This window comes from Sagittula sp. P11, assembly GCF_002814095.1.
GTDB lineage: Bacteria > Pseudomonadota > Alphaproteobacteria > Rhodobacterales > Rhodobacteraceae > Sagittula.
Genome location: NZ_CP021913.1, coordinates 3,959,967 through 3,983,032, shown reverse-complemented (window position 1 = coordinate 3,983,032; position 23,066 = coordinate 3,959,967). Strand labels below are relative to the sequence as shown.

18 protein-coding genes are annotated in these 23,066 nt (G+C 66.6%); 7 read left to right on the top strand and 11 right to left on the bottom strand.

The window, feature by feature from the left end:
- Positions 1 to 150: 150 nt before the first annotated feature.
- Positions 151 to 1,572, bottom strand: coding sequence for a PLP-dependent aminotransferase family protein (locus CDO87_RS19270; protein WP_100930277.1), 1,422 nt, complete (start codon positions 1,570 to 1,572; stop codon positions 151 to 153).
- 111 nt (positions 1,573 to 1,683) lie between these two features.
- Here CDO87_RS19270 and CDO87_RS19265 point away from each other — a divergent pair, with 111 nt between their 5' ends.
- On the top strand, positions 1,684 to 2,868 hold the full coding sequence (locus CDO87_RS19265) for an MFS transporter (protein ID WP_100930276.1): 1,185 nt from the start codon (positions 1,684 to 1,686) through the stop codon (positions 2,866 to 2,868).
- Positions 2,869 to 2,981: 113 nt separating this feature from the next.
- Here CDO87_RS19265 and CDO87_RS19260 read toward each other — a convergent pair whose 3' ends face one another.
- From CDO87_RS19260 to CDO87_RS19250, 3 genes are all read right to left on the bottom strand, one after another.
- The gene (locus CDO87_RS19260) at positions 2,982 to 3,428 is read right to left on the bottom strand and encodes a DMT family transporter (protein ID WP_198521760.1); all 447 of its coding nucleotides are present in this window, start codon (positions 3,426 to 3,428) and stop codon (positions 2,982 to 2,984) included.
- On the bottom strand, positions 3,428 to 3,955 hold the full coding sequence (locus CDO87_RS19255) for a GNAT family N-acetyltransferase (RefSeq protein ID WP_100930274.1): 528 nt from the start codon (positions 3,953 to 3,955) through the stop codon (positions 3,428 to 3,430). Before CDO87_RS19255 ends, CDO87_RS19260 begins: the two co-directional genes overlap by 1 nt.
- 85 nt (positions 3,956 to 4,040) lie before the next feature.
- The gene (locus CDO87_RS19250) at positions 4,041 to 4,658 is read right to left on the bottom strand and encodes an XRE family transcriptional regulator (protein WP_198521759.1); all 618 of its coding nucleotides are present in this window, start codon (positions 4,656 to 4,658) and stop codon (positions 4,041 to 4,043) included.
- A 308-nt stretch (positions 4,659 to 4,966) separates the two neighbouring features.
- Here CDO87_RS19250 and CDO87_RS19245 point away from each other — a divergent pair, with 308 nt between their 5' ends.
- Positions 4,967 to 6,364 (top strand): MATE family efflux transporter, encoded by a 1,398-nt coding sequence (locus CDO87_RS19245; protein ID WP_100930273.1) that lies wholly within the window; start codon positions 4,967 to 4,969, stop codon positions 6,362 to 6,364.
- Entirely contained in the window at positions 6,361 to 6,792 is a 432-nt protein-coding gene (locus CDO87_RS19240; protein ID WP_100930272.1) for a glyoxalase superfamily protein, read from the top strand. Before CDO87_RS19245 ends, CDO87_RS19240 begins: the two co-directional genes overlap by 4 nt.
- Positions 6,793 to 7,237: 445 nt before the next feature.
- Here CDO87_RS19240 and CDO87_RS19235 read toward each other — a convergent pair whose 3' ends face one another.
- The 5 genes from CDO87_RS19235 to dctP all read right to left on the bottom strand — a co-directional run bounded on the left by CDO87_RS19235 (position 7,238) and on the right by dctP (position 12,959).
- Positions 7,238 to 8,749 (bottom strand): malonyl-CoA synthase, encoded by a 1,512-nt coding sequence (locus CDO87_RS19235; RefSeq protein ID WP_100930271.1) that lies wholly within the window; start codon positions 8,747 to 8,749, stop codon positions 7,238 to 7,240.
- Complete coding sequence (locus tag CDO87_RS19230; RefSeq protein WP_100930270.1) at positions 8,746 to 10,002, bottom strand: malonyl-CoA decarboxylase; 1,257 nt, start codon at positions 10,000 to 10,002, stop codon at positions 8,746 to 8,748. The genes CDO87_RS19235 and CDO87_RS19230 overlap by 4 nt, the downstream gene beginning before the upstream one ends.
- The gene (locus CDO87_RS19225; protein WP_100930269.1) at positions 9,999 to 11,315 is read right to left on the bottom strand and encodes a TRAP transporter large permease; all 1,317 of its coding nucleotides are present in this window, start codon (positions 11,313 to 11,315) and stop codon (positions 9,999 to 10,001) included. Before CDO87_RS19225 ends, CDO87_RS19230 begins: the two co-directional genes overlap by 4 nt.
- A complete protein-coding gene (locus tag CDO87_RS19220) occupies positions 11,316 to 11,897 on the bottom strand; it encodes a TRAP transporter small permease (protein ID WP_100930268.1) in 582 nt (193 codons plus the stop codon). It abuts the gene before it with no gap.
- A 75-nt stretch (positions 11,898 to 11,972) separates the two neighbouring features.
- Positions 11,973 to 12,959, bottom strand: coding sequence for a TRAP transporter substrate-binding protein DctP (gene dctP, locus CDO87_RS19215; protein ID WP_100930267.1), 987 nt, complete (start codon positions 12,957 to 12,959; stop codon positions 11,973 to 11,975).
- Between the two features lie 132 nt (positions 12,960 to 13,091).
- Here dctP and CDO87_RS19210 point away from each other — a divergent pair, with 132 nt between their 5' ends.
- Complete coding sequence (locus tag CDO87_RS19210; protein ID WP_100930266.1) at positions 13,092 to 13,757, top strand: GntR family transcriptional regulator; 666 nt, start codon at positions 13,092 to 13,094, stop codon at positions 13,755 to 13,757.
- Positions 13,758 to 14,036: 279 nt separating this feature from the next.
- Here CDO87_RS19210 and CDO87_RS19205 read toward each other — a convergent pair whose 3' ends face one another.
- The gene (locus tag CDO87_RS19205; RefSeq protein WP_157815052.1) at positions 14,037 to 17,063 is read right to left on the bottom strand and encodes a VWA domain-containing protein; all 3,027 of its coding nucleotides are present in this window, start codon (positions 17,061 to 17,063) and stop codon (positions 14,037 to 14,039) included.
- Positions 17,064 to 17,290: 227 nt separating this feature from the next.
- Positions 17,291 to 18,622 carry a mechanosensitive ion channel family protein gene (locus tag CDO87_RS19200; RefSeq protein ID WP_100930264.1) on the bottom strand — a complete coding sequence of 444 codons (1,332 nt, stop codon included), beginning with the start codon at positions 18,620 to 18,622 and terminating at the stop codon, positions 17,291 to 17,293.
- A gap of 369 nt (positions 18,623 to 18,991) precedes the next feature.
- Between CDO87_RS19200 and CDO87_RS19195 the strand changes: the two genes are divergently transcribed.
- From CDO87_RS19195 to CDO87_RS19185, 3 genes are read left to right on the top strand one after another with little or no spacing between them, the layout of a single operon-like run.
- Positions 18,992 to 19,495, top strand: a complete 504-nt coding sequence (locus CDO87_RS19195; protein ID WP_100930263.1) for a (2Fe-2S)-binding protein — start codon at positions 18,992 to 18,994, stop codon at positions 19,493 to 19,495.
- Complete coding sequence (locus tag CDO87_RS19190) at positions 19,492 to 20,496, top strand: xanthine dehydrogenase family protein subunit M (RefSeq protein ID WP_100930262.1); 1,005 nt, start codon at positions 19,492 to 19,494, stop codon at positions 20,494 to 20,496. The genes CDO87_RS19195 and CDO87_RS19190 overlap by 4 nt, the downstream gene beginning before the upstream one ends.
- The gene (locus CDO87_RS19185; protein WP_100930261.1) at positions 20,493 to 22,676 is read left to right on the top strand and encodes a xanthine dehydrogenase family protein molybdopterin-binding subunit; all 2,184 of its coding nucleotides are present in this window, start codon (positions 20,493 to 20,495) and stop codon (positions 22,674 to 22,676) included. The genes CDO87_RS19190 and CDO87_RS19185 overlap by 4 nt, the downstream gene beginning before the upstream one ends.
- Positions 22,677 to 23,066: the final 390 nt, after the last annotated feature.

Below are 23,066 nucleotides of genomic sequence, written 5' to 3'. Positions count from 1 at the left end.
GAGTGGCGCGGCTGAGTCGGCGTGCGCCGCCCGTGCCGCACTTCTGCACGTCCGATCCGAACCTTTTCGCGAAAGCCTCATCGGCGTGATCCCCCGGCAACGCCTTCTCCGCCCGGCTCTCTCCAACTGCGTCACCGTCGCTTTTCCGGATCACGCCCGCAGTGCGTTCTGAGCGCCCGTCAGCCTCCGCAGGTCGTCGATGACCGAAGTTCCCAGCATTTGCGCCACGTTGAACCTCATGCAGGCGCCGGCGCTGCGTGACACGCTGAACGCGTTGCCCGGGGCAAGCACGATTCCGTCTTCCCAGGCGGCCCGCGTCAGCGCGGTACCGTCCACACCATCCGGGAGCCGGCACCAGAGAAACGCCCCGGCCTCCGGTTCGTGCCAGGGTGTGATGCCGATCTCCGCGAGTTGCCGGGTCAGCGCGCTCCGCGCCGCCGCCAACCGGGTCCGCATGCCTTGGACGTGCCGCCGATAGCTGCCCTCTTTCAGCAGATGCACCAGCAGCTGAGCCGACAGCGCGCCCCCACCGAAGGACGTCGCCAGTTTGAGATCGACGAGCGGGTCGATCCACGCCGGGCGGGCCGCGATGTAGCCGCAACGGATCGAGGCCGAGAGCGTCTTCGAAAAGCTGCCGATCTGGATGACCCGCTCCAGCCCGTCGAAGGCGGCCAGCCGCGGAGCCGGACGCTCCTCGAAATCGGCGAAGATGTCGTCCTCGACGATCAGCAGGTCATGCGCCTCGGCCAGCCGCAGGATGCGGTGACAGGTGACGGGCGAGATCACCGTGCCGGTCGGATTGTGCGGGCCGGAATTGGTGATGTAGAGCCGCGGCCGGTGCTCCTTGAGCGCGGCTTCGAAGGCGTCGAGGTCGGGTCCGCTCGGGGTACGCGGCACGCCAATGGCCTCGACCCTGTGGGCGCGGAAGAGCGCGAGGAAGTTGAAGTAGCACGGATCGTCGATCAGCACCTTGCTGCCGGGTTCAAGCAGAAGCCGGCAGACGAGGTCCAGCGCCTGGGTCCCGCTCTCGGTCAACATGATCTGGTCCGGATGCGCCTCCACGCCACTGTCGGCCATCCGCACGGCCAGCAGGTTGCGCAACTCGGGAAGGCCCAGCGGCGTGCCATACTCCGTCAACCCCGCCTCCGGCGACCGGGCCAGGCTGCGCAGCGCCCGCCTGATCTCCTCCTCCGGCATCCAGCTGCTCGGCAGCCAGCCACAGCCCGGGTTGGCGCGGATGCGCCAGCCGTCGAGCGCCTGCCGGGTGATCCTCAGCGGGTCGATCTCCCGCGCCACGGCCGGGCCGCTGTCGCTCAGCGAAAAGGGCGGCAGATGGGCGGCCACGTAGAACCCGGAGCCGCGGCGCGACTGGACCACGCCTTCGGCCACCAGCCGGTCATAGGCCTCGACAACCGTCGAGCGTGAGACGCCAAGCTGATCGGCGAGATGTCGGATCGAGGGCAGCCTGCTCCCGGGCGCGGCCTTGCGTCCGGCGATGCGGGTACCGAGGACCTCCATGACCTGCTCGACAAGGGTCTGACCACCGGTCCGGGAAAGCGTCGGCCCATCCATGTGTACTGCCCATCCGATCAATACAGTTTGGTGAAACTGTATTGCATTGTCCCTGTCGGGACCAGCCCTCCACCGACAGTGTGGCCTGAACGTACCGCCATCGAGGATCCCATGCCCCGCTTTTCCGTTCCCATCCTTGCGCTTTGCCTCTTCGCCGTGACCTTCGCCGTCAATCTGCAGGTACCGCTCTACCCCGCCTATGTCGCAACCAGCGGACTTGGCGCCACGGCGGCGACCCTGGCCTTCGCCGCCTATGTCGCGGGCCTCATGCCGACCCTGATCTTTCTCGGCGGCCTCTCTGACAGGATCGGACGCAAAGTCCCGCTGGTCTGCGCGCTGCTGCTCAGCGGCGGGGCGACGCTGCTGCTGGCCCTTTCGCCCGGATGGGTGCAACTGGTCATCGCGCGCGTGCTTCTTGGCGCCGGGACTGCGCTCGCCACCACATCCGGCACCGCCTACATGACCGAGTTGATGGGCGAGGCGCGGGCAAAGCAGGCGGCGCTCGTGGTGACGTCGGCCACCTCCCTCGGCTTCGGCGGCGGGGCGCTTGCCACCGGCCTCAGCCTGATGGCCCAAGGCCCGAGCTTTGCGCCCGCCAGCTTCTGGCTCCTGCTGCTCGCGGTTCCCCTGCTGGTGCTGTCGTGCCTCGCCCTGCCGCGGGCATGGGTGCCGCGGCGCGTGTCGATGCTGCGCTTTCCGGTTTTCCCCGAAGGCAGCGCGCCCTATGGCATCGCGATTGGGCTGAGCTGGGCCTCCACCGGCATGATCATCGCCGTGGTGCCGCTTTTGCTCGACCGTCAGGGGCTCGGTGCGTGGTCCGGGCCGGTGATCTTTCTCGCGCTCTTCGTGGGCTTTCTCTGCCAGCCGCTGGCACGGCGCATGAGCAACCCGCGCGCCCTGCGCATCGGGCTCTGCCTGATCCCGCTGGGATTTGCGGGTCTGCTGGCCGGGGCCGCCCTGCAGTCTATCCCGCTGATCCTCCTGGGCACGGGGCTTACCAGCGCGTCCAGCTACGGCTTCACCTACCTGTCCGCGCTTTCCGAGGTCTCGATGCTGGCGCCCGAGAACCGCGCACGCGCAACCGCCGGTCTCTTTGTGTACGCCTATTGCGGTTTCTCCGTCCCGGTGATCGCTGCCGGCGGTCTGGCAGATCGGATCGGCGTCGTGCCGGCCATGGCCGTGTTCTTTGCCGTGCAGCTTGCCTGTCTGGCGGGGATGGTGATCGCGCAGCGCGCCCGGCAGGCGAGACAGGTCGGGACCACGCATTCGGGCATGACATCAGGGTCGTCGGCATAACGGCCCCCGCCCTCTCGGCCCTTGCGACAAGTCGCCATGAAGGGCCCACAGGGAACGCTTCGCCGCAGCGACCGAGTTCAGCGGAGATGACGACTGAGGACCGCAAGTCAGCCTTACGGTGCCCTCCACACTATGATGACGACGCCGCAGACCAGAAATCCGGCACCAAGCGCCACGGTCATCAGTCCCTGGAAGGAGAGATCATCGGCCCGCGATATGTCCCACGCCAGACCGAACAGCAACTGGCTTGCCACCAGTATGGCGATGGTCGGCGCGGCGCCCAGATACTGATACCCGCTGATGCTGGCAAAGACGAAAAACGTCCCCAGAAGACCCGGTATCAGGAACCACGGCCTGAACGTCTTCGCGATCTCGCCAACGCCGCCAATCCCGGCGTGCCACATCATCAGCGCCGACAGCAAAGCCAATCCGACAGCCGAGTTCATCATGAGTGCCGCCAGCACCGAGGAGGTCGCGCTGGTGATTTTCGTCATCACAAGGTTCTGCGCCACCAGTGTCGCACCGGCTGCGACCAGAAGGCCGAGTATGAGGCCGGGCATCATTGCCCTGCCGGGCGATCGGGAGCGCGGCGCTGGTCGAGCACCAGCTGGAGGAAGGCAAGGTCGAGCCACCGCCCGAATTTCGTGCCCACTTGCCGCAGAAGGCCCGCCTGCTCGAAACCCAGTCTTTCGTGCAGGCGGATCGAGCCGGTGTTCCCGGCCTCGATCCCGGCGATCATGACGTGCTTGCCCGCGGCCCGCGCGCGGTCGATCAGGCCCTCCATCAACGCGCTGCCGACCCCCGCCCCGCGTTGATCCGCCCGGACGTAGACGGAATGCTCGACGGTATGACGATATCCGTCCCAGGCGCGCCAGTCCCCGAAGGAGGCATATCCCAAAACGTCGCCGTCCTCCGACACGGCAACCAGCACCGGATACCCGAGGCTTTGCCGCTCCCTGAGCCAGGCGCGGCGGTTCTCCACGTCGACCTCGGTTTCGTTCCAGATCGCCGTCGTCTGCGTGACAGCATCGTTATAGATCGCCGTGACCGTTTCGAGGTCACGGTCTTCCGCATCGCGCACGAGCATGTTTAATTCCCTTGTGACCATATTGCGATCACCGTCTACCATAATGGACAATTCGTCAATATGAACGCACAAACGTCAGGCTATTTCATCCGTCCCGCAGAACCGCCACGGCATAGGTGCAAGGCCTCGCGCCCTCGTTCCTGAAGACGCAATCCGCGGGAGGGCCCAGATGGAGGCAATCGCCCGCATGAAGGTCGTGGCGCACCGCACCTTCCACAAAGATCAGCTCGCCATCGAGCACCCAGATCAACTGCCGGATGAAGGCATAGGCCGAGGCGGGCATGGGAACCTCCTTGCCGCCCGGAAGGGTAACCTCCACGAGGTCGAGAGGCATGTTGGACCTGGGAGAGACCTGGCGACGGATGTACCCGGTCTCCGGGTCGACCCAGACCGGCTGATCCTCCTTTCGAAGGAGGCTGCCGCCCATGCCCTCGGCGCGGGCCAGAAGGGTGGACATGCTGAGCCCGAACGCACCGGAGAGCTTGCCCAGAAAATTGGCCGTCGGAGAGCTGTCCGCGCGCTCGACCTTGTGGATCATGGCCCGGGAGACATTGGCCCGTTCGGCCAGATCGGTCAGCGACCAGCCGCGGCTTTCCCGCTCGGCGCGTATGCGGGCCCCAAGCCTGTTATCTATGTCGTCACCCTTCATCGTGCTACCATAGTAGACGGATTGGTGTTCCGGCAAGATCATGGTGGATACCAAGGCGACTTCCTTTCGCATGGCCGTGTCGACTTGCGTGCGGCGCTGAGAGGTCGCACCTGACCAAACGAACCGGACCCGGCCGCGCAGATGTCTGGCATCTGGAGCCTTGGACCCGCACCTCTCATGTCATGTGTTGCCCTTCCGCGACTTTCGCCTTATTCAGCCGGCAAGGTGCCGGGCACCTGCCGCCTGCAGACGCGAGTCACGGTGAAGCCCGGAGCAAGACGACATCTCACCCTCGAAGCATTTCGCAGGTGGGCAATGCAGGCTCCCTCCTGAACCGAAATGCCTCTGCGGAGGAGTGAGCGATGTCCGTTGGACCCGCCCCGAATGCAATCGAGAACCGATTTCTGACCCGCCCCGTCGGGCGATTGTTCCTGTCGAATGCCCTGCCCATGGCGGTCGTCATGTCGACCGGCGGCCTTCTGGTCGTGATCGACGGGATCTTCGTCGGCCGGTTCGTCGGCGCCGAGGCCCTTGCCGCGGTCAGCCTGGCCTTTCCCGTGGTCATGTTGCTCACGGCGCTGACCACACTTGCGGGCGGCGGCATGTCGAGCCTGTTCGCCCGCCACCTCGGTGCCGGATCGCGCCGGGAGGCCGGAGACGTTTTCGCAGGCGCCCACGGGCTGGCGCTGGCCATCGGCGCGCTGCTGATCGCGGGGGCGCTGACGGTCGGCCCGGCACTCGTCTCCGCGCTCGCCGCCGGGAACACGGCGGTGGCGGAGATGGCCGAACACTATCTGCTGATCCTGATCCTCGGGGCGCCGATCCAGTTCGGGCTGGGACTGCACGCCGATGCCCTGCGGAACGAAGGCCGGGCCGGGCTCATCGCCGGGCTTTCGGTGCTGGTCAACCTGCTGAACATCGGCGGGAACTACGTGGCAATCGTGCTCCTCGATCTCGGCGTGGCGGGCTCCGCACTCGGCACCGTCGGCGCGCAGGGCGTCGGCCTCATGCTGCTCTTGCTGGTGCGAATACGCGACAGTGACCTTGTTCCGCTGAATGCGCTCCGGCGCGCGAACTGGCTGGCCGGCTGGGGGCAGATCCTCTCGCTCGGCCTTCCGCTGAGCCTGACCTTCGTCGGCATGGCATTTGTGGCCAGCACCGTTCTGGTCGTCATCGGCAGCGCCACCGCGGAGAGCGCCACCTATATCGCGGCCTATGGCGTGGTGACGCGCCTTCTCGGGCTGGCCTTCCTGCCGCAGATGGCCATCGCGCTGACCACCCAGAGCATCACCGGCAACAATGTCGGCGCAGGCCGCCCGGATCGGGCCGGTGCCGCGCTGCGGCTTGCCATGGGCAGCGCATTCCTCTGGTGTCTCGGCGTGGCGCTGGCAGGCGCATTTGCGGGCGCACCTTTGGGTGCGCTGTTCTCGACGGACCCGCACGTCGTGGCGGCCGTCGCCGGGGTCCTGCGACCGATGACTGCGCTGTACGTGGTCTCCGGGCCGGTGCTTGTCCTTGCCCTGCATTTCCAGGCAATGGGCCATCCCCTCCGGACAGCGGCCCTGACCCTGATCAAACCGTGGCTGCTGACGCCGGTGCTGCTCGTCGCTCTGAACGCGCTCTACGGGATGGATGGCCTGTGGTTCGCCTTTCCCGTCGCGGATGCCGTGTTGTTCCTCCTGGCCCTGACCCTAGTCCTTCGGGGGCGCCAAACCGCCCCTGCCCCGTCAACCTCATCTGCCAAGGAGGAGGCCGCATGACCGATCCAACCCTCGACACCGTCAAGGCTGAGGCCAAGGCGCTCCGACAGGCGCTGCGCGCCGAAGGCAAGGTGGTCAGCCATGCGCAATCTCTCGAACTCATCGCACGGCGGCACGGCGCGCGCGACTGGAACACGCTTCATGCCCGTCTCAGACAGCGCAACGCCCCACTGCTCCTCGCCGTAGGCACCAAGGTGAGCGGGCGCTATCTTGGGCAGGCCTACAGCGGAAAGATCCTGGCCGTTTCGGGGAGGGCCGAGCGTCGCCAGGTCGAGATCGCGCTGGATCAGCCGATCGACACCGTTCGGTTCGACAGCTTCTCGAACTGGCGACACCGTATTCGCGGCACGCTCGACAAAGACGGGCGCAGTCCTGACACGACATCCGACGGCACACCGGTTCTCACCGTGGACAGGACGCAGGCCTGACCGCACGCCACCGCCAGACTTCGTACCGCGCCGCTGTTCGTTCCGGGCCCCCGTCGGGAAAATGGCGCCCGCATCGACCGGCTCGCCGAGGGCATCCTTGGCGAGCCGGATTACACGGGGTTTATCCGCATGTGTCAGAGCGAATGCCGGGAATGACCAAGCGGTACCCCAGAGCCGGTTGCGCCCAGGCTGTCGAATAGCTCCTCGTTCCGATATTCGGCCTGGAGGTTTTCGATGAGGGTGTTCCGTTAAGGTCTGCCAGGACCCATGCGGAGCCACGGGACCTCGTTTCCGGTCGCCTGACCGATGAACGCGGCCCCGTCATCGCTGACAATGCAGACGGGCTTGCCCCACACCCGCAGCAGGCGAAACAGGTCTCGGGCAACCTCCGCGCCCGCATCCCAGCCAGCAGGTCAGGTCCCTCCCTGCCCCTGCAACACGGCAATCAATTGCTGAACAAACCCTTGTAGGTATCGCGCAGGATGTTCTTTTGCACTTTGCCCATGGTGTTGCGCGGCAGGGCGTCGACGATCTCGAAACGACGCGGGTGCTTGAACCGGGCAAGGCTGCCGGTACAGGCGGCGGCCAGTTGATCGGCATCCGGTGCGGCGCCCTCTTGCGGCACGACGACAGCCACAACGGTTTCGCCGAAATCCGGGTGCGGCACGCCGATCACGGCGGTTTCCAGCACACCCGGCTGGTCGTCCAGCACCTGTTCGATTTCCTTGGGATAGATGTTGTAACCGCCCGAGATGATCAGATCCTTGTTGCGGCCGACGATGGTGACATAGCCATCCTCGCCCTGCACACCGAGGTCGCCGGTGATGAAGAACCCGTCCTCGCGCAATTCGGCGGCGGTCTTGTCCGGCATCTGCCAGTACCCCTTGAAGACGTTGGGGCCGCGGACCTCGATCACGCCGACCTCGCCACGCGGCAGCTCTGCCCCGGTTTCGGGATCGCAGACCTTCAGCTCGACGCCCGGCAGCGGCAGACCGACCGTCCCGGCCCGGCGGTCGCCGTCATAGGGGTTCGACGTGTTCATGTTGGTTTCGGTCATGCCGTAACGTTCGAGGATACGGTGGCCGGTGCGCTCCTCGAACCGCACATGGGTTTCGGCAAGCAGCGGGGCCGAGCCCGAGGTAAACAGCCGCATGCCCTGCGTCAGGTCGCGGGTAAACCGATCATCGTTCAGAAGCCGGGTGTAGAAGGTCGGCACACCCATCATCGACGTGGCGCGCGGCAGGTTGTCGATTACCACGTCCAGATCGAACTTCGGCAGGAAGATCATCGACCCGCCCGCCACAAGCATCACGTTCGTCGCGACGAACAGCCCGTGCGTGTGAAAGATGGGCAGCGCGTGCAGCAACACGTCGTCTGCGGTAAAGCGCCAGCAGTCGACCAGCGTCTCTGCGTTCGACAGAAGGTTCGCCTGCGTCAGCATCGCCCCCTTCGACCGCCCCGTCGTGCCGGATGTGTAGAGGAAGGCGGCCAGGTCATCCTCTTCCCGCCCGGCGGTGTCAAAGCTGTCGGGCTGGTCGGCGGCGGCTTCGGTGAAACTGCCCGTGCCATCGGCGGCCAAGGTCATCAGCTGCGCGTCCAGCCCCTCGACCATCGGGCGCAGATCGTCGGCCTTGGCCGGATCGCCCACCACCAGCTTCGCGCCCGAGTTCTCGATGAAATAGGCCAGCTCGTCGCGGGTATAGGCCGTGTTCAGAGGCAGGAAGACGACGCCAGCCTGCACGCAGGCTGCGTACAGTGCCAGCGCTTCGGGGGATTTCTCCACCTGTGCCGCCAGACGATCGCCCGGCACCAGCCCCGCGTTGCTCAGCACATGGGCAAAGCGCGCCGCCATGCGCAGGAACGCCGCGTGGGTCAGGCTCTCACCGGAGGCAAGGTGCAGAAAGGGCGTGTCCTTGCCGGCATGGACACCGAACAGGCGGTCGTAAAGCGGGTTCATTTCGCGGGTTCCTTCAGTACGGTATCGGCAGCGGAGGCGAGGCCACGCACATCTGACGAGGTGGCAATCTCACCCGTCGCGGCGAACTTTTCGTGGTTCTGCGAGACGCGGGCCAGATCATACAGGTAGTTGACCATCACCCCATGTGATTGCGCCTGCCCCTTGGGCGAAACGTCGGCGCGGGCGTGGAGCGCATGGACCAGCGCACCATTGCCGAGGTGAAAGCCCGCCACCGGATCCAGCGGCCGGCCATTGTCCCGCTTGGCCCGCGTCAGATACCAGGCAGCCAGCTGGCGCATCTGGGTGTCGTCTTGGCGGTCAAAGGGTACGTCGCGCCCCTCCAGCCAGCGGGCAAAGCCGGGAATGGGCGACAGCGTGACAAAGGTCCTGAGCCCCGGCAGTTCCGCAGACAGGTCGGCGGCGACCTGCTTGATCAGGGAATTGCCGAAGGAAATCCCCGCCAGCCCGGCCTGGCAGTTCGAGATGGAATAGAACACGGCGGTGTCGGCCTGATCGGCGGTCAGCGGCTCGCGTTCCTCGGCCAGCACGTTCTGCACCGAGCCGGGGATGCCGCGCGTCAGGGCGACCTCGACGAAGATCAGCGGCTCATCCGGCATGACCGGGTGGAAAAAGGCAAAGCAGCGCCGGTCCGCCGGTTGCAGGCGCCGCCGCAGGTCGTCCCATGAATCGATGGCGTGCACCGCCTCGTAGGCGATGATCTTCTCGAGGATCTGCGCCGGGCTTTCCCAGTTGATGGGGCGCAGCACAAGGAAGCCGCGATTGAACCACGAGGCAAAGAGATGCCGGAAGTCCTGATCCAGCGCCATCAGCGCGTCGTCGTCGCGCCCCAGCCGCAGCAGGTCGGCCCGCATGCGCACCAGTTGCCGCGTGGCCCCGCGCACCTGGTTCAGCCGGCGGATCAGCTCCTGACGCGGTGGTTCGGCGGCGGCGGCAAAGGCGCGGTAGGTCGCCTTGTTGCGGTTTTCGGCATAGCGCGCCAGCGCGGCGGCGGCGGCCTCCACATCCAGGTCCATGTCATGGGCGAGATGCTCGAAGAAGGCGCGCTTTTCCTCGTCCGACCAGTCGGCGTAGCGGTCGATGATCTGCCGCGCCACCGCCTGCCCCGTCACCTCGCCCGTGGCGCCGACCAGCGCGGCGGTCAGTTCGGGCAAGGGCCGGCCATCCTGCCGCGCCAGGCCAAAGCGATAGCGGTACTCGAAGACGTTGGAGAGCAGATCGGCAAACAGGCTCATATCGCGGGTCCCATCACGAGGTCAGGCAGCCATGTGGCGATGCCGGGGAACACGCACAGGATCACAATCGCCAGCACCATGCAGACCACAAAGGGCAACGAGCCGATGAGGATGGTCCGGAGCGAGATGTCCGGCGCGATGCCGTTGATGACGTACAGGTTCAGGCCGACAGGGGGCGAGATCAGGCCGATTTCCATGTTGATCGTCAGCACCACCGCGAACCAGATCGGGTCGAAACCGGCGGTCTGGATGATCGGCAGCAGGATCGGCGCGGCCATCAGGATCACCGCGACCGGCGGCAGGAAGAAGCCCGCGATCAGCAGGAAGACGTTGACCGCCCCCATCAGGACCCAGCGGTTGACCTCCAGCTCGCCGATCCACGCGGCGATGCTCTGCGTGATGAAGAGCGAGGACAGCATGTAGCTGAACACCCCCGCCGCCGCGATGATGAAGAGGATCATCACCGACTCTCGGGTGGAGTCGCGCAGCACGGTCCAGAGGTCGCGCGGATTCCAGAGGCGGTAGATGATGACCGCGATCACGAGGCACAGAAGTGCGCCCACCGCCGCGGTTTCCGATGGCGTCGCGATGCCGCCGTACATGGCATATAGCACGCCGAGGATGATGAAGAGGAACGGCAGAACGCGCGGGAGGATCTCCAGCCGCTCGGACCAGCTGTAGCGGCGCGCGGTCAGCATGGCGCGGTCCCCCGACCGGGCGGTCGAATAGAGCGACCACGCCATGAAAAGGAACATCAGCATCAGGCCCGGCATCACGCCCGCCAGGAACAGACGGCCGATCGAGGTTTCCGTGGCGATGCCGTAGACGATCATGGTGACCGACGGCGGGATCAGGATGCCCAGCGTGCCGCCCGCCGCGATGGAACCAGCGGCCACGCCGTCGGGATAGCCGCGCTTGCGCATCTCGGGGATGCCCATCTTGCCGATGGCGGCACAGGTGGCGGGGCTGGACCCGCTCATCGCGGCGAACAGCGCGCAAGCCCCGAGGTTGGAGATCACCAGCCCGCCCGGCACGCGGGTCAGCCAGCGCTCCAGCGCCTCGTAGAGGTCGGCGCCCGCCCGGGTAGAGGCGATACTGGCCCCCATGATGATGAACATCGGGATCGACAGGAGGGCGAAGTTGTCGAGCTTGCCGAACAGGATCTCGGGGATCAGTTCCAGCGACCGCATCCCGTCAAAGACCAGCAGGAACCCGGCAGAGACGATCAGCAGCCCGAGCGCGACGGACACGCCGGAAAACAGCACGACGATGGTGATGACGGCGACGAGGCCGCCCAGAAGGAGCGGGTCCATTCAGGTCTCTCCGGTATGGTGCTGGGCAATGGTTTCAGTGTCTTCGAGGCCGAAGGGCGCATCGACCCCGATCAGAAGCGCCACGAGGTCGGCAATCAACTGCAGCAGCAGCAGGCCCAGACCCACGGGAATGGCGGAATAGGGGATCCACAGGCGGACGCCCCAGACGGTGTCGGATTTCCAGCCGCGCTCATAGGCAAAGTGCCAGTATTCCCAGCCGTACCAGAGCATCATCGCCACGATGGCGATGGACAGGGCCGACACGACCATGGCCAGGATACGGCGCGGTCCCGGCTTCAGCGCCAGCGGCACGAGGTCGACGTTCACATGGCCGCGCAGCCGCTGCACGTAGGCCAGCCCGATCAGGGTGGCCGCGATGACGAGGTAGATCACCGCCTCGGTCTGCCACACGGTCGATCCGTTCAGCACGAAGCGCACCCAGATCATCTGGCAGGTGATGGCCACCGCCGCGACGATCATGGCCGCCGAACACCAGCCCGCAAGGGTGCTGAGCGCCGCGACACCGCGCAGAAAGGGATTGTTGCCGGTGCGCGCGACCGCGCCGCCGATCTGGCCTGCCATGGCAAACCTCCGTCACTTGCGGGATGGGAAAAGGGCGGCCGGTCCCGTCGGCCGCCCATTGTGGTCAGGCGCGGGTCACTCGACCGACAGCGCGAGGTCCAGCAGCTTCTGGCCGTCCGGCGTCTCTTCGACGAAGGCCTTGTACGAGGTCTCCTGCGCCAGGGCGCGCCACTTGTCGAAATCCTCGGCGGACATCTGCGCGATCTCCACACCCGCGTCCGCAAAGACCTGGGCGCTTTCGGCGTCTTCCTTCTTGGCCTCTTCGAGGTAGAAGGCCTGCGCCTTTTCCGAGGCCGCCTGCAGCGCGGCCTTCTGCTCGTCGGTCAGGCCGTCGTAGGTCGTCTTGTTCATCAGCAGCGGCTGATACATGAACCACAGCGCATAATCGCCCGCCGGCGTGTAGCACGCCACCTGCTCGTAGATGCGATACGACACGAAGGACGAGGACGAGGTGTTCGCCGCGTCCAGAACGCCGGTCTGCATGGCATTGTAGATCTCGGACGAGGCCATCGACGCGATGGACGCCCCTGCCCCGGCCAGCATCTGCTCGAACGCCTTGCCCGCGGCGCGGGTCTGCTTGCCCTGCATGTCCTCCGGCGCGGTGATGCAGCTGTCCTTGCCCGCAAAGCCGCCGGCGAGGTAGCCGTGCACCAGCACCATGACGTCATCGCCGGCCATGATGTCCTCGATCTCGCCCATGAACTCGCTCTCGTTCAGGCGGGCGGCGTGGTCGTGGTTCTTCACGAGCCCCGGCATCAGGGTCAGGTTGTAGGCAGGCTGCTGGCCACCGGCGTAGGACAGCGGCAGGACCGTCATGTCGAGCTGGCCGCGCGACAGGGGCGTGTATTGCTCGCGCGCCTTGAACAGCGAGGCGGACGGAAAAATCTTGATCTCCAGATCCACATCGGCTGCGGCCACCTCGTCCGCGACGATCTGGGCCACCTTGTGGCGCACGTCCCCGGTGGACCACTGATGCGACAGGCGCAGCTCGGCGGCGGCGGCGGTCTCCGCAGATGCGCACAGGGCAACGGCTGCCACGCTGGCAGTCAGAAAATGTTTCATGATGTTCCTCCCTTTGCCGGGTCGGCCCGGTCTATGTCCGATTGGTGGCAGGTCCTGCACACGCTGTCAAATGTTTTGTATACAAGAAATCCCAGATTGCGTGCGCGCCAAAGCCGTGCAAAATCATGTCCAATGGAACGCAAACGCTCGGACCGCATCGCTGACGAACTCGAAGGGCTGATCTTTGACGGCACCTTTCCCGATGGCGCGCGCCTTGACGAGGTGATGCTGGCGGAACGGTTCGACGTCTCGCGCACCCCGATCCGCGAGGCGTTGCACCGGCTGACACTCTCCGGTCTGGTCGAGCAATTGCCGCGCCGGGGCGTCTTTGTCCGCCAACCGGGTCCGGTCGAACTCATCGAGATGTTCGAGGTCATGGCCGAGCTGGAGGCCGCCTGCGCCCGGCTTGCCGCGACCCGCATCAGCGACGCCGCGCTGGACAAGCTGGCCGAGATCAACGCGCGCTGCATGGAAGCCGTCGCCGCGCAGGATGCCGACGCCTACTACCGCGAGAACGAGAGCTTTCATGCGCTGATCTATGCGCAGTCCGGCAACGGGTTTCTGGAAGGCGAAGCGCTTCGGCTGCAGCGCCGCCTGCAACCGTTTCGCCGGACCCAGCTTCGGCTGCGGGGGCGCCTGCGCCAGTCGATGGCCGAGCACGAGGCGGTTCTTGCCGCGCTGTGTGACGCCGACGGGGCGCAGGCCGCCGAGATCATGCGCGCCCATGTGGCCGTGCAAGGTGAAAAGTTCCACCACCTTCTGGCCAGCCTGAAACCGGCCGCCGCCGCAAACAGCTGACCGTTCCCGGCCCGCTGACCTCCTGCCCGCTAACGGCGTTCGGTTGATCGAAAATCCGTGCTGCGATCAGGCCGGAAACGAGGCCCGGTATCACAGCCAGATGTTGCTACTCCCTCGGCTGGCCGTGACCTCCAGAAAGTCGCGCTCGTACGCCCCTGCCGTTCGTCGAAGACGGCAGGGATGGCTGCCTCAGACCGGGACCGCCGCCGGGCGGTTCCCGATCCTACGCCACACTGACCACGCAAGGCGGCAAAGCGCAGGCTGTCTACCCGCCCATCCCTACTGGATGACGAGCGCGTGTTTCGCGATGGAAGTCTGATCCGAATTGACGAAATACTGGATCAGGTACTCGCCGGGTTCCTCCGGCAGGGTGAGGCTGAGCACCGGACCACCCGAGGTTTCCGCATATGTCCGCCACTGGCCTGAGCCCCCGGCCCCGGCCTTGCCAAGCCCGATGTAGTCGCCGTCGTAGTTGGGCCCGGTCCATGCGACCTCGATCGTCGCACCTGGTGCCGCGGTTGCCGGGACATCGAGCGTTGCGGCCGGCGTCACGACCTTGACCGGGATTTCCAGCGCAGAGGTGTTGTCCTGGTCGAGGAAGTACTGAACGGCATAGTCCCCCCCGACAGTCGGTATCCGCAACCGCGCGGGCGAGCCGTCGACGGTCGGCGCATAGGACCGCCACTGGCCCGACCCTCCGGCGCCCGCCAGACCGATGCCGATGAAATCGCCCGCATGGTTCGGACCGGTCCACGGTATGTCCACGACAGTCCCGCCCGTCACGATGGCGGGCACCTCCATGCTGACCTCCGCCGCGGTCACCGTCAAAGGCACCTCGTAAAGCGGTGTGTTCCGCTGATCGAGAAAGTACTTGATCACGTAGTCGCCCGGTTCGGCGGGAACGAGCAGCCGGACCGGATTGCCCGTGCTGGTCTCGGCGTAGTTGCGCCACTGGCCGGAACCGCCCGCACCGGCCTTGCCGACACCGATGAAATCGCCCGGCGTGTCGGGACCTGTCCAGGCCACCTCGATCATGGTCGAGACCTCCGCACTGGCCGGGGCGCTCAGCGACACCTCGGGTTGGCGCAGCGTGATCGGGACCTCGATGAGTGCTGTGTTGTCCTGGTCGAGGAAGTACTTGATCAGATACTCGCCCGGCTCAGACGGTGTCATCAGGCGCGCGGGAGTGCCGTCGGCCGTTGCAACGTAGTTGAGCCACTGGCCCGAGCCGCCCGCACCGACCTTGCCGATCCCGATGAAGTCACCGGGCGTGTCGGGACCGGCCCATGCGACCTCGATCGTCTGGCTGACATCCGCCTCGGCCGGGGCGGTCAGGCTGACCTGAGGCTGGCCGACCGTGATGGGGATCTCGAAGAGTGCCGTGTTGTCCTGATCGAGGAAGTACTTGATCAGATAGTCTCCGGCCTCGGGCGGCGCCTGCAGGCGCGCGGGGTTTCCGTCCGAAGTGGCGGCAAAGTTGCGCCACTGGCCGGAACCGCCCGCGCCGACCTTGCCGATCCCGATGAAATCGCCCGGTGTGTCCGGCCCGGTCCAGGCGACCTCGAAAAAGGTGCTGGCCTCGACCTCTGCCGGGGCGGAAAGGGAAATCTCCGGCTCGGTGACGGTGACCGCAACCTCGAAGGACGCCCAGTTGTCCTGCCCGAGGAAGTACTTGATCAGGTAGTCCCCCGGTGCCGCGGGCGCGCGCAATTGCAGCGGGCTGCCCTGCGAGGTCATGGTGAAGTTGCGCCATTGGCCGGAACCGCCCGCCCCCACAAGACCGATGCCGATGAAGTCGTCCGCGTAGTCGGGGCCGGTCCACGCGACTTCGAAGGTCTCGCTGACACTGACCTCGGCCGGCGCGCTGATCGTGATATTGGCGGGCAGAACGTCGATGGCGACGCTGCCCAGCATGTCGTTGGTTGCCCCGTCGAAGTAGCCAATGGCATACGCGCCGGGCTCCGGCGGCACGAGAAGGTTCAGGGGCGACCCGGCGCCGGTTTCTGTGAAGTTGCGCCAGCGGCCGGAACCGCTTGCCCCGGCCTTGCCGATGCCGATGAAGTCGCCCTCCTGGCCCGGACCGTTCCAGGTGACCTCGATGGTCGACCCGACGATGGCCGACGAGGGCGCGCCGATGGACGCCGTGACCGCAGGCGGTTCAAAGACGACGACGATCTCGCGCGGGTCGGCGGTCACGATGAACTGCCGCGGCGGCGATGCGGTTTCCTGTGCCGCCCAGTACGCCGTCACAGTATGCGCGCCGGGCATCAACTGGGCCGGCATCGGGTTGGCCATCTCGCCGTCGACCAAGACGCCCGCGTCCTCGGACACCACGTCCCAGATCACCGGCGTCTCGATCTCGGGGCCGTTCTCCGTGCCGATCACGGCGCGGAATGTCACCATCGTGGGATCGGGCGCGGGCTCGGGAAAGACCACCTCGACCCGCTGGCCCTGATCCGTCTCCCGGGCTGCAACGTCGAAAACCGTCCCGGCCTCTGCACCATCGCTTTCACGAATCCCCACGACATCGTAGCGCCCCGCCACGAGGTCGATGGCATAGCCCGGCCCTGCCCCGTCGTAATTCGCCCCCGCCTCGGGCAGGATGTTCCAGCGGATCGGCCCAGCGATCTCGGGCCCGCCGGGCTGCAGGACGCCCGCGATCTGCACCGTCTGGGGGACGTAGACCGGTTCCTCGACAACGGCGTTCAGGGCGCTGGCCAGCTGGTCCGCGCTGCCGGCGGTCAGGAACTGCCCGCCCGTCTCCCGGGCAAGACATTGCATCTGGGCCAGGGCTTCCGGATCGGTGACGTCGAAGCCGATGACATGGGCGGTGAAGTCGATCCCCGCTTCCTCCATCGCGCGCGCCGCGGCGCAGGGGTCGGGATTGCAGGTCTCGATCCCGTCGGACACAAGGATCACCGTCGCGCGCTCCTCCGTATAACGCAGGGCTTCTGCCGCCGCGAGAAGCGCATCGGTCATGGGGGTCTTGCCGCGCGGATTGATCCCGTTCACCGCCTCCCTGATCCGGGCCGAAGTCCCCTGCCCCGGCGCCACCACGGTTTCGATATCCGCACAGTTGCCCCGCTCGCGGTGGCCATAGACCGTCAGGCCAAGGTTCTGATCGGCGGGAAAGCTGTCCAGCAGGTCACCGACCACGTCGCGGGCAATGACGATCTTGTTCACGCCGTCGATCTGGCCCCACATCGAGCCGGAGCCATCGATGACGAGGATTGTGTTGGGACGGTCCTGCGCCATGGCAAAGGACGCGCAGGTTGCGAAAATGACAGTGATCAAAAGGCGAAGCATCGGGCCTCCGGGAAAAAATGTTTTGCTAAACTTGCAGCAGCATAGCCCGAAGGGCACTGCCGGAATACCCCACTTTCCCGACATGGATTCGCGTGGCCAACAGCAGGTGCGTGGGGACAGGCGGACTGCGGAATGCTGTCCGGCGCGAAAAAATCCGCGACGGGAAACACCGTGACAGCGATCAACGCCTGAACGAATGCCGGCGGCGGGGCCTCACGCAACACCCGCTATTCGCGCGGGGCGTCCCGCTCCAGGAGGTCCTCGGCGTCCCGGCGTTCGGCTGCCACGAGGGGAATCAACGCCTTTTCCTCGGACTGGTGATCCGACCCTTCGCCGGGCGCGACAGGCGGCTTGGCGGCTGGCTTCTCTCGGGACGGCGCTTTCTCCGCGGGTTCAGGAAGGGCACCGACCCCCTCCAGGCGAATGCGGTACGTGGTATCGGGGATCGCGACGCCCGCATCCTCGATGGCGGCCTTCACGAGGCGAATGGCGTCGCCGCGTGCCGTCGCGAAGCCCGTCTTGTTCTGGTCGATCCAGCCCGTCACCCGCAGGATTGCGCCGGACTCGGTGATGTTCTCGATCCAGACCAGTTCCTCCGGATCGTCGAGCACGAAGGGCTGCGCCTTCAGGGCCGCCTGCGCCAGGATCCGCGTCGCCTCGAGATCCGCGTCGGGGTCGATGCCGATATCGAACATGAACCGCCGCGCGGGGTTCTGGGTGTAGTTCACGATCCTGCCCTTGAAGACCGCGGCGTTCGGAATGCGGATATGGTTGCCGTCCAGCGACAGCAGGATCGTCGCGCGAGAGGTCAGCCGGATCACGCGGCCCACGTCCCCCTCGATCTCGACCAGATCGTTCGGCCGGAAAGGCTGACGCAGGCTCAGCATGATCGAGGCCACGAAGTTCTCGACCGTGTCGCGGACCGCGAAACCGATCGCCAGACCCACGATCCCGGCCGCGCCAAGGATGGTCCCGAGCAGAGCCGCCGCGCCCAGAAGATCCAGCGCAACCACGATACCGACGATGGCGCAGGCGACGCGGAAGGCCTGACGGTAGATACCCGCGATGAAGGCATTCGGCGCGATCCGGTCCCAGAACCTCAGGCGCGCCAGCAAGACGCCAAAGGTGATGATCACCGCGAACGCGCCCGTGGCAAGGATGAACAGGGGCAATCGGGCGATGAACTGTTCGAAGCGTGTGCGGAAGCGCTCTACGGCCGGGTTGAGTTGCTGGGATATGTTGTCCGACGCGGCAAGCGCGTTGTTCACCGCCACGACACCTTCGAGACGCTCGGCGATTGCCGCGACCTCCCGGCCGATGACCGGGTCCGCGACATCGCCCGCCAGCCTGACCACACCGGCCTCCACCGACACGGTGATCCCCTCGTGTTCGAGCGCGCCCAGAATGGCGCGCAGACGTTCGGCAATGGCCTGATCGGAAGGCCCGTTCTCGACCGCGAGAACGCGCGACGGATCGGGTGCCGGGTCACTCTCCTGCGCGGTGGCCGGTGCCCACGCGATGACGAGAAGACAGAGCAGAAAGACAAAGGAGCGCTTCATGACATCATCCTTAGCGAAGAGCATGGGGTGCATCCATCCAAAGCTGTGAATGACCGCCAACGGCCGGTCTACGCCTTCGCTCCCCCCTTCTCCGGCGCCGCATGTCTGCCAAGGGACCTTGCTGCCGCACCCAGCGGCCTCCCTGCCTCAACATGGGCGCCGAACGCGCCCGCGACCCACGAGGCCATCACCTCCGTGCCCACCGGCACAAATGGCTCCTCCGGGCCGGAAAGGTCCGGACGACCCCACGGCAGCTCACCCGGATTGCGCCCCACGCGCCGGACAGCGGCAGGAACCAACGGGCGATGCGCCCGTTTACCATGGAATCGCGGTTCCGCCGCGCGCCTGCCCTGACGCATCGGAGTTTCCATGAAGACGACCCTCACCGTGAACGCGAAATCCCATGACGTGGAGCACGACCCGCGCCGTACCCTGCTCGACACCCTGCGCGACGACCTCGGCCTGCCCGGCACCAAAAAGGGCTGCGACCATGGTCAGTGCGGCGCCTGCACGGTGCTGGTGAACGGCACGCGGGTGAATGCCTGCCTCTGCCTGACCGCGATGCACGACGGTGACGAGATCACCACCATCGAAGGGATCGGCACGCCGGAACGGCTTTCGGCGCTCCAGAAGGCCTTTGTCGAAAAGGACGGCTACCAGTGCGGCTACTGCACGCCCGGGCAGATCATGTCCGCCACGGCCCTGCTGCAGGAGCTCGCCGATGGCGCGCCCTCCTATGTCAGCGACGCGCTCGACGGCGCGGCCTTCACCGACGAAGAGATCGCGGAGCGCATGTCCGGCAACCTCTGCCGCTGCTCGGCCTATCCGCTGATCCGCGAGGCCATCGCCATGGCGGCGGAGGCAAAGCAATGAGGCCCTTCGACTACCACCGCGCCGCCTCTTTCGACGATGTGACGGCAGGCCAGATCATCGCGGGCGGCACCAACCTGCTCGACCTGATGAAGATACAGGTCATGACCCCGGCGATCCTCGTGGACATCACCCGGCTCGACGGCCTGTCGGGTATCGAACCTGAAGGCGACGGGCTGCGCATCGGCGCACTGGTGACCAACACGGCGCTCGCCAACGACCGCCGCATCCGGTCGGGCTGGCCGCTCCTGTCGCGGGCAATCCTCGCCGGCGCCTCGGCCCAGATCCGCAACAAGGCGACCACCGGCGGCAACCTGCTGCAGCGCACCCGTTGCCCCTATTTCTACGACACCTCGCAGGCCTGCAACAAGCGCGCGCCCGGGACGGGGTGTGCCGCACAAGGCGGTGCCGGGCGGATGCTGGCGCTCTTCGGCACCTCGGACCAGTGCCTTGCCGCGCATCCGTCGGACATGGCCGTGGCACTGGCCGCGCTGGGTGCAGAGGTGGAAATCCGCGCCGCCGGCGGCGATACCCGCCGCGTGCCGGTCCGCGACCTCTACCGCCTGCCGGGCGAGCGCCCCGACCGGGAGACGATCCTTGAGGACGGCGACCTGATCACCGCCGTGATCCTGCCCGCCCCGCGTTCGGGCAGTCGACAGGGTTACCGCAAGGTGCGCGACCGGGCATCCTACGCCTTCGCGCTGGTCTCGGTGGCAGGCGCCGTCACCATGGCGGGCGAGACCATCGAGGATGTCACCCTTGCGTTCGGCAGCGTCGCCCCGCAGCCCTGGACGATCCCGGAGGTGGAAGAGGTGCTGAGAGGCGCGACCGCCTCCGACGACCTCTTCCGGCGCGCGGCGGCGTTGATCGCCCCCGATGAGGCCCCGCACCCGGATATCGAGTACAAGCGCACCCTCCTGCGCCGCACCTTCATCGCCACGCTGCGCCAGCTCACCGGGCTGGCCGACACCGCTGGCACAGACATCGCGAGGGCACAGGCATGAAAGACCATTTCACCATGGACAGCCCGCAGCCCCGGCTGCTGGACGAAACGAAACAGGGCGTGATCGGCACGCCGATGGACCGGCCTGACGGACCGCGCAAGGTCTCCGGCACAGCGGATTACACCGCCGACCACACGCCCGAAGGTGTGGCGCACGGCGTGCTGGTGCGGGGCACCATCACGCGCGGCCGGGTCACCGGCATGGACCGCGACGCGGCCCTCGCCATCGACGGCGTGATCGACGTCATCACCGACCCGCGCATGACCCGAAACCCGGCACAGGGCATGGCCGGGGAGGCCCCGGTCCAGCCCGGCGACGCGGTGCATTACCACGGCCAGCCCATCGCGCTGGTCGTCGCCGAGAGCTTCGAGGCAGCACGGGACGCGGCACAGCGTTTGTCGGTCCGATACGAGACCGAGGACGCCGCCGTCACGCCGGAAACCACCCCCGACCTTGAGACAGCCGACCCCGAGACCGCGGGCGATTTCGACACCGCCTGGTCGGGGGCCGACGTGCGCATCGACCGCGCCTATACCACCCCCTCGCAGGCCGCCGCGGCGATGGAACCGCATGCGGCCATCGCCGAGTGGCAGGGCGACACCGTCACCCTGCGCAGCGCCCTCCAGATGGTGCGGTTCAACAAGGACGAACTCGCCGACACGCTGGGCATCGAACCGTCGCAGGTGCGCATCCTCGCGCCCTTCGTCGGGGGCGGGTTCGGCTCCAAGCTGGGGCTCGGACCGGAGGCCGCCGCTGCCGCCATCGCCGCGCAGAAGCTGGGCCGCCCGGTGCGCGTGGTGATGAGCCGGCAGACTGTCTTCGACAGCGTGCTGCGCCGCTCCGAAACCGCGCAGCGCGTCCGCCTCGGCGCGACGAAGGACGGAGGGATCACCGCGATTTCGCATGACGACCGGGTGTCCAACCTCGACGGCGAAGGCTTTGCCGAACCCGTCAGCCAGGCCTCGCAGTTCCTCTACGGGGCCGACGGGCTCAGCTTCACCCAGACCGTGGCGCGCATCGCGGCCACCCCGGCGGGCTCCGTGCGCGCCCCGGGCGAGGCGGTCGGCATGCTGGCCTTCGAAGCGGCTATCGATGAGCTGGCAGACACGCTGGGGATGGACCCGCTGGAGCTGCGCCTGAAGAACCTGCCGGAAAAGCACCCGATGGACGGCCGCCCCTACAGCGCGCGGCGGCTGGCGGATTGCCTGACCGACGGCGCACAGCGCTTCGGCTGGTCCGACCGCTGGCAAGCCGGAACACGCCGCGAGGGCGACTGGCTGATCGGGATCGGCATGGCGTCGGCGGCCCGCTCCAACATGCTGGTGCGGTCGGCGGCGCGGATGCGCCTCACCGGGGATCGCGCCATCGTCGAGACCGACATGACCGACATTGGCACCGGGACCTACGCCATCCTAGCGCAGGTCGCCGCCGAGATGCTCGGCCTCCCGCCCGCACAGGTCGACGTGCGGCTGGGCGACTCGGACCTGCCCGGCGCCTCCGGGTCCGGCGGCAGCTTCGGGGCAAACTCCGCCGGGTCCGCCGTCTTCCTCGCGGCCAGGAAACTGCGCGCAGAGATTGCCGCGCGGCTGGGCTGCCACGTCGAGACCCTGACATTGCAGGACGGGCGGGCCCGCGGCGACAACCGGGAAGCAGCGCTCGCGGACCTCATCCCCGAGGAAATCCTGGCCGAAGCCACCATCGAGAAGGGCGAAACAGCCGAAAGCCATTTCTCTTCCGGGTTCGGCGCACATTTCGCCGAGGTCGCCGTGAATGAATGGACGGGAGAAATCCGCGTCCGCCGCATGCTGGGCGTCATGGCGATGGGCCGCATCCTGAACGAGAAGACCGCCCGCAGCCAGGCGCTCGGCGGGATGATCTGGGGCATCGGCGCGGCGCTGACCGAAGAGATGCAGAACGACCCGCGCGACGGCCATGTCGTCACGCGCGACCTCGCCAACTACCACGTCCCCGCCCATGCCGACGTGCCGGCCGACATGCAGGTGGTCTTCCTCGAGGAACGCGACGACTGGGCCAACCCGATCCAGACCAAGGGCATCGGCGAACTGGGCATCTCCGGCGCCGGGGCGGCAGTGATCAATGCCGTCGCCCATGCCACCGGCAAGCGCGCCTACGACTTCCCCATCCTGCCGGACGACATGGTGGCCCTGTTCGAGGCGTAAAGGCCGCGAGAGATACAGTCACACGGGGCACCTGCTGCACATGTCCGGGGACCAGCACCGCGGCGCAGCAGGTGCTCCCGCGCAACGATCCTTGGGGGTTCCGGTCTATGCCTACCGGCACAAGAAGTTCCGATTTTCCGACGATGACGCGCAACTCTGCCAGAATGACTATCAGCGAATAGAACCGCCCATTCCGCTTGAGAAAGTGCCTGAATTCGCCAGCCCCGGACCTTTTATGCAACGACCTTTGTAAAGGGAAAATGGCAGAAGGGACTTGAACCCAGGAACTGTATTTCGCTTCAAGGGCATGGGATGGTGGGTCTAAAGCGACAAACCTCAAACCTTCTGTTCGAGGAGCTTACAAGATGGGAGGACCTTCTGACCCGCGTT

Bases quoted from the DNA above. Each gene is read 5' to 3' on its own strand.
- CDO87_RS19245 (WP_100930273.1), top strand. From the start codon at position 4,967: ATGTCCGTTGGACCCGCCCCGAATGCAATCGAGAACCGATTTCTGACC.
- CDO87_RS19220 (WP_100930268.1), bottom strand. From the start codon at position 11,897: ATGGCAGGCCAGATCGGCGGCGCGGTCGCGCGCACCGGCAACAATCCC.
- CDO87_RS19260 (WP_198521760.1), bottom strand. From the start codon at position 3,428: ATGCCCGGCCTCATACTCGGCCTTCTGGTCGCAGCCGGTGCGACACTG.
- CDO87_RS19230 (WP_100930270.1), bottom strand. From the start codon at position 10,002: ATGAGCCTGTTTGCCGATCTGCTCTCCAACGTCTTCGAGTACCGCTAT.
- CDO87_RS19235 (WP_100930271.1), bottom strand. From the start codon at position 8,749: ATGAACCCGCTTTACGACCGCCTGTTCGGTGTCCATGCCGGCAAGGAC.
- CDO87_RS19255 (WP_100930274.1), bottom strand. From the start codon at position 3,955: ATGCTCGTGCGCGATGCGGAAGACCGTGACCTCGAAACGGTCACGGCG.
- CDO87_RS19210 (WP_100930266.1), top strand. From the start codon at position 13,092: ATGGAACGCAAACGCTCGGACCGCATCGCTGACGAACTCGAAGGGCTG.
- CDO87_RS19270 (WP_100930277.1), bottom strand. From the start codon at position 1,572: ATGGATGGGCCGACGCTTTCCCGGACCGGTGGTCAGACCCTTGTCGAG.
- CDO87_RS19190 (WP_100930262.1), top strand. From the start codon at position 19,492: ATGAGGCCCTTCGACTACCACCGCGCCGCCTCTTTCGACGATGTGACG.
- CDO87_RS19200 (WP_100930264.1), bottom strand. From the start codon at position 18,622: ATGAAGCGCTCCTTTGTCTTTCTGCTCTGTCTTCTCGTCATCGCGTGG.
- CDO87_RS19265 (WP_100930276.1), top strand. From the start codon at position 1,684: ATGCCCCGCTTTTCCGTTCCCATCCTTGCGCTTTGCCTCTTCGCCGTG.
- CDO87_RS19195 (WP_100930263.1), top strand. From the start codon at position 18,992: ATGAAGACGACCCTCACCGTGAACGCGAAATCCCATGACGTGGAGCAC.
- dctP (WP_100930267.1), bottom strand. From the start codon at position 12,959: ATGAAACATTTTCTGACTGCCAGCGTGGCAGCCGTTGCCCTGTGCGCA.
- CDO87_RS19205 (WP_157815052.1), bottom strand. From the start codon at position 17,063: ATGCTTCGCCTTTTGATCACTGTCATTTTCGCAACCTGCGCGTCCTTT.
- CDO87_RS19185 (WP_100930261.1), top strand. From the start codon at position 20,493: ATGAAAGACCATTTCACCATGGACAGCCCGCAGCCCCGGCTGCTGGAC.
- CDO87_RS19225 (WP_100930269.1), bottom strand. From the start codon at position 11,315: ATGGACCCGCTCCTTCTGGGCGGCCTCGTCGCCGTCATCACCATCGTC.
- CDO87_RS19240 (WP_100930272.1), top strand. From the start codon at position 6,361: ATGACCGATCCAACCCTCGACACCGTCAAGGCTGAGGCCAAGGCGCTC.